Annotated in this window: 7 protein-coding genes and 1 tRNA gene; 4 read left to right on the top strand and 4 right to left on the bottom strand. The window is 66.8% G+C overall.

The window, feature by feature from the left end; translation table 11 throughout:
- Together VGC77_RS01460 and chpT are read right to left on the bottom strand one after the other, a co-directional pair.
- The coding region (locus VGC77_RS01460; RefSeq protein ID WP_331169796.1) for an Hpt domain-containing protein at nucleotides 1–285 on the bottom strand (285 nt) is incomplete at its 3' end.
- 198 nt (nucleotides 286–483) lie between these two features.
- Nucleotides 484–1,137 (bottom strand): histidine phosphotransferase ChpT, encoded by a 654-nt coding sequence (gene chpT, locus VGC77_RS01455; protein ID WP_331169795.1) that lies wholly within the window; start codon nucleotides 1,135–1,137, stop codon nucleotides 484–486.
- 175 nt (nucleotides 1,138–1,312) lie between these two features.
- Between chpT and VGC77_RS01450 the strand changes: the two genes are divergently transcribed.
- Nucleotides 1,313–2,158 (top strand): 3'(2'),5'-bisphosphate nucleotidase CysQ, encoded by an 846-nt coding sequence (locus tag VGC77_RS01450; protein WP_331169794.1) that lies wholly within the window; start codon nucleotides 1,313–1,315, stop codon nucleotides 2,156–2,158.
- On the opposite strand, the gene VGC77_RS01445 is transcribed toward VGC77_RS01450, so the two are convergent.
- Nucleotides 2,152–2,658 (bottom strand): YHS domain-containing (seleno)protein, encoded by a 507-nt coding sequence (locus VGC77_RS01445; RefSeq protein WP_331169793.1) that lies wholly within the window; start codon nucleotides 2,656–2,658, stop codon nucleotides 2,152–2,154. The two genes, VGC77_RS01450 and VGC77_RS01445, sit on opposite strands and share 7 nt — an antisense overlap.
- Before the next feature lie 114 nt (nucleotides 2,659–2,772).
- On the opposite strand from VGC77_RS01445, the gene VGC77_RS01440 reads away from it, so the two are divergent.
- The 3 genes from VGC77_RS01440 (at nucleotide 2,773) to VGC77_RS01430 (ending at nucleotide 4,976) form a co-directional block, all read left to right on the top strand.
- Nucleotides 2,773–3,363: a DUF1134 domain-containing protein gene (locus tag VGC77_RS01440; protein ID WP_331169792.1), complete on the top strand. Its 591-nt coding sequence runs from the start codon at nucleotides 2,773–2,775 to the stop codon at nucleotides 3,361–3,363.
- 194 nt (nucleotides 3,364–3,557) lie between these two features.
- Nucleotides 3,558–4,781: a hypothetical protein gene (locus tag VGC77_RS01435; protein ID WP_331169791.1), complete on the top strand. Its 1,224-nt coding sequence runs from the start codon at nucleotides 3,558–3,560 to the stop codon at nucleotides 4,779–4,781.
- A 120-nt stretch (nucleotides 4,782–4,901) separates the two neighbouring features.
- Nucleotides 4,902–4,976, top strand: a tRNA-Val gene (locus VGC77_RS01430).
- 196 nt (nucleotides 4,977–5,172) lie between these two features.
- Here the strand turns inward: VGC77_RS01430 and VGC77_RS01425 are convergent.
- A partial coding sequence (locus VGC77_RS01425; RefSeq protein ID WP_331169790.1) for a hypothetical protein occupies nucleotides 5,173–5,360 on the bottom strand: 188 nt, incomplete at its 5' end.

Raw genomic sequence — 5,360 nt, 5'->3', positions numbered from 1 at the left:
CTCTTTAATGCGGTCGATGGTCAAAAGGATCAGCGTCACCGCTTCGCCGGTCACCGGCATGCCGTCGCGGAATTTGCCCATCAGCGTCTCGGCGGCGTGCGCTAGCGCTTCCAGCCGCGGCAAGCCTAGAAACCCGCAGGTCCCCTTGATGGTGTGGACCAGCCGAAAAATGTTGTCGAGAATCTTGGCGTTGTTCGGATCCTGCTCAAACCGCACCAGCTGATTGTCAACCGTGTCCAGGCTCTCATTCGTCTCCGTCAAAAACTCGCGCAACAAGTCGTCCATGGAACACGCCTTCAGTCACCGGCGCGCACGTCGTCACGCCTTGGAACCGGCACTGTCGGCGCAAAGCGTTTAATATTGGTTGAGTAATGGATAAGAACGATGACGACCGCCGGATCGCGGCGCCGGCAACCAATGGTTAACCACGGCGCGGCGGCAAAGCGCCGGACCGCGGCACCGCGCCCGACGCGACGCCCGCGATCAGGACGCCGTCACCACCACGGTTTCGCCTTCCGGCGCCAGCGACACGCTGAAGCCGCAGGCCTGCGCCAGCAGCCGCGTGTAGTAAGGCTGCACCGCATGGGCATCGATCGAGCCGGTATGCACGCCGCTCAGCATGTCGACGATGTTGTTCTGGGTGCGGGCATTCAAGCCGGACGCCGCGACCCGAAAGCCGATGGCGTCGCCCTCGCCGACCGCGTCGACGGTCAGCACGCCGCCGCGCGGAATGGTCTGCTGGGCGATCACCAGCATGTTGAGCAGCAGCTTGACCTTGTTCTTCGGCAACAGAATGCGCGGCAAATTCCACGCGATCTTGGTCTTGTCGTCCTCGAGATGGCCGCGCGCCATGTTCTGCGCGTCGCCGAGATCGATCTGCGCGCCGGCGGAGCCGGCCGCGCCGAACGCCAGCCGGCAGAATTGCAGCCGCGCCGAAGCGGTGCGGGCGCTCTTGCGGATCAGGTCGAGGGCGAATTCGCGGTCTTCCTGCTTCGGACTGTCGTCCAGCACTTCGAGGCCATTGACGATGGCGCCGACCGGACTGATCAGATCGTGGCAGACCCGCGAACACAGCAGCGCCGCGAGTTCCAGCGCATCGGGAGCGGGGACGGGGGCAGATATCGGAGTGCCGGACATCAGATCTTTCCTGGAAAGCCGCTCGGCTTGGACACGGCGAATCAGCCATGAGTGATGGTTGATACACCGCGGGCGCCACCACTGCCAACTCAAGGCGGCCGCCGTCGGCCGGGTTCGCGCGCAGCCCGCGCCGCGATCATCGCTAAAACCGCACACCGCCGCAACAGGAAGTCTGATGATCAGCAAGCTCCCCACCCTGCCCTGTCTGCAGCGCGACGCCGCCGAAACTTTGCTGGCGGCGTTGACCGAACTGGTACTCAGAGCCGGAGCGGCGATCGTCGCGATCGACCGCGGCAAGCTTGCAATCGAAGGCAAATCCGACGGCTCGCCGGTCACCGCGGCGGATCTGGCCGCCGACCGCATCATCGCCGAGGGGCTGGCGCGGCTGTGCCCCGATGTTCCCGTGGTATCAGAGGAACGGGTGGCGCTGGCGACGCCGCCCTATCATGACAGTTTCTTCCTGGTCGACCCGCTCGACGGCACCAAGGAATTCATCGCCGGCCGCGACGAATTCACCGTCAATCTGGCGCTGGTCACGCAAGGCGTGCCGCTGCTCGGCATCGTCGGTGCGCCGGCGCTGGGCCTGGTGTGGCGCGGCATCGTCGGCAGCGGCGCCGAGCGATTGTCGGTTTCGCCGGATATGACGCCGGGCGACGCCGTGGCGATCCATACCCGCCGCTTTCCGGCGCCGGGCCACGAATGGATCGCCGCGGTGAGCCGCTCGCACGGCGACCGCCGCACCGAGGGCTTCATCGAGGCGCGGCCCGGCGCGCTGCGCAAGCCGATGGGCTCGGCGGTGAAATTCGGCCGGGTCGCCGAGGGCGCGGCGGATATCTACCCGCGGCTGGCGCCGACCTGCGAATGGGACATCGCCGCCGGCCATGCGGTCGTGTCCGCCGCCGGCGGCAAGCTGACGGATGGCTCGGGCGCGCCGCTGCGGTTCGGGCTGGGGGCTGCGGGCTTCATTATTCCGGAGTTCATCGCCTGGGGCGACCCGAAGGCCGCGGACCGTGCCTATTGAACCAGCGAATCCAACAGCTTGGGCCAGCGCTGCCGGGCCTCGCCGAGATACCGCGCGGGATCGGCGGCAAACGCGTCGCGGCTCTCCTCGCGCGAAAACAGATACAGCCGCTGGCCCGAGACCAGCCAGAGCTGGCCATTGCCGGGCACCGCGACGCCGCGGGCGACGTCGACCGGGTCATAGCCGCCGAATTGCGGCGCATAGATATCCGGCCGTTCGGCGAACGCCGCGCGATTGCCGACATTGCAGAACCGCCAGACCGCGCCGGCTTCCCACGCCTCGACATCGGGACGGCCGAGCAACGCCTGCTTGTCGGTAAAATACGCCACCGGGTCGTAGCCGGAGATGGCGATGCCGGTGTAGCGGTTGGCGACCACCCGCTCGGTGGTATTGGCGCGCCCGGGCGAAGCCGCGCCGAGCGCCGCCAGCAGCCCGGCCAGCGCCGCCGCCAGCGCGATGGCGCCGCGCCGCGCTTTTCTTTCCTGCCGTTGTGCCGTCATAGTTGATGCCGATAACAATCGAGTCGGGGACACTGGACGTCAGCCTTAGCCGATCGGCCTCAGCATCCGGTTAAGGACCGAGCCATGAATTTTGAGACCTAGGGGTTCTTCATCATGACTTTCGCATCACGCCTCGCAGCGCTGACGCTCGCCGCGATGATGTCCTGGATGCTGCCGGCATCGGCGCAGCAGGCGCCGCCGCGGCAGCAGCAGGCCACGCCCAACACCTATGGTCCGGACGAACTGACCAACGCCGGCCACCGCTTTTTCGGCAACGTGTCGCGCGGGCTGGCCTCGGTGATCGAGCGCGCGGTCAGCCAATGGGGCCTGCCGAACGGCTATATTCTCGGCGAGGAAGGCTCCGGCGCCTTCGTGGCCGGGCTGCGCTACGGCGAGGGCACGCTCTACACCAAGAACGCCGGCGATCTGCGGGTGTATTGGCAGGGCCCCTCGGTCGGCTTCGACTGGGGCGGCGACGGCGCCCGCACCATGACGCTGGTGTATAATCTGCCCTCCACCAACGCGATCTATCAGCGCTTCGCCGGCATCGACGGCTCGGCCTATATCGTCGGCGGCTTCGGCATGACCGCGCTGACCGCCAACAACATCGTGCTGGTGCCGATCCGTTCCGGGCTCGGGCTGCGGCTCGGGGCCAATATCGGCTACCTCAAATTCACCCAGGGCGCGACCTGGAATCCGTTCTGAGCCGATCGCACCGCTCACATCTCCGCGAAAACGCGTGACGGCAGCGCCGGATTCACGTTAACGCTGCAGGGCGCGGGCGTCGCCGGCGGCCGCGGTGCGCTGCCGCGACGGTTGCCGGCTTGCGGCTGCCGCCGCCCGACCTGCGGCCCTTGTGACGTGGCTATTCTGGCGCGGCGATTCTGAAGGAGTCATCCATGGTCGAACCGATCATGTATCTGGCGATCGGTTTTCTGGTCTCGATGCTGCTGTGGCTGATGATCGTGCCGCTGGTGCATCACCGCGCGGTGCGGCTGACCACCAAGCGCCTCGAAGCCGCGGCGCCGCTGTCGATGGCGGAAATCCAGGCCGACAAGGATCAGCTGCGCGCCGAATTCGCGATGTCGGCCAGGCGGCTGGAAATGAGCGTCGACCAGCTCAAGCACAAGACCACCAGCCAGCTCGCCGAACTCGGCAAGAAATCCGACGCCATCAACCGGCTGAAGCTCGAACTCGGCGAAAAGAACGCCGCGATCTTCGCGCTGGAGGCCCGCGAGGCCGCCCTCAACGAGCGGCTGCAGGCCACCGACCAGGAGGTCGCCGCCAAGACCCAGGCGCTGCAGGCCGCCGAACAGGCGCTCGGCGCCAAGCAGGCCGAGCTCGCCAAACTGTCCGGCGAACTCGCGGACCGCACGCTGGAGGCCGACAGCCGCCAGGTCGAGCTGGTCGCGGTGCACAGCCAGATCGACGCGCTGAAGGCCCGGGTCGGCGCCGCCGAAAAGGAATTCGCCGCCACCCAGCTCAGGCTGGAGCAGCAGCGCGGCGAATCCAGCGCCGCCAGCCATGAGCTCGCCGACGCGCGGGAGCGCGTCACCACGCTGAGCCAGCGGGTCACCGAGCTCGACCGCCAGTTGATCGCGCAGGTCAAGGAAGCCGAGACGCTGGGCGCCCGGGCGCAGCAGCTGGAGCGCGAGAACGCCGAGCTGCGCCGCGGCAAGGCGGCCCCTGGCGCCCCCGTAGCCGCATTACCCGGCACTCCCGCCGCATCGTCGGATCTGGAGCAATTGCGCGCCCAGAAGGCCGCGCTTGAGCTCGAGCTGCGCAATGCCACCGAGGAGCGCGCCAAGCTGCAGCGCGACCTCACCGCGATCCACCAACAGGCGGAAACCGCCTGGGCCACCGAGCGGATGGAGAACGCGCTGTTGCGCGAGCGCATCAACGACATCGCCGCCGAGGTCGCCAAGCTGGCGATGCAGCTGGAGGGCCCGGACTCCACGATCCAGGCGATACTGGCTACCGCGCCGGCCGCTCCCGCCGCCGCGCCGGCCAAATCCGCCAATGGCGCCGCCGGCAAACCCGTCGCGGTGCCGGCGCGCGGCACTTTGGCCGAGCGAATCCGGGCGCTGCAGTCGCAGGCCGCCCGCAGCCGGCAATTGGGATAGATCTATCCGGGATTTTCCGCAGCGTTGGCTTGACACCGATGCCTGCAATTCCGTAAATCCCGGCTCCGAAACACCCGGCCTGTTCGCACGCCGGCGGTTCGGACCAGATGTCGAAATCCCGGGCGCATAGCTCAGCGGGAGAGCGTTCCCTTCACACGGGAGAGGTCCAAGGTTCGATCCCTTGTGCGCCCACCATCTTTTCAAGGGTTTAGTGCCCTCGGCCGTTTTTCCCACACTCGCGTTTCAGACAAGTCCCGCGCAAGCGGCCCCGCCGCTGCTCGTCATCCGCCGATTTTCCTCGTTGAAAGGCGTCATTGCCCGGTCGACGCCGGCTATTGCGGCGGCCCGCCCCCGCGGACAACGAGCGTGTTTTGGATGATTGAGGAGCGGCTCAGAGCTTCGCCGAAAATGTCTGCAACGTATTCAAGCGCTTGAGTTCGTCATTGCTGTGCATGTTCACTAATTCGCTGATTGAATCCATCCGAACGGAGGGGATTCGATGCGCGACAACAGCTTTGACCGGACGATCGAGCGGAATGACCTGCAGAAGTGGCGGTTTCTGATCCCGGAATATGAGGC

This window comes from Rhodopseudomonas sp. (genome assembly GCF_036404135.1).
GTDB lineage: Bacteria > Pseudomonadota > Alphaproteobacteria > Rhizobiales > Xanthobacteraceae > Rhodopseudomonas_A.
This window is presented reverse-complemented; position numbering and strand designations above follow the sequence as displayed.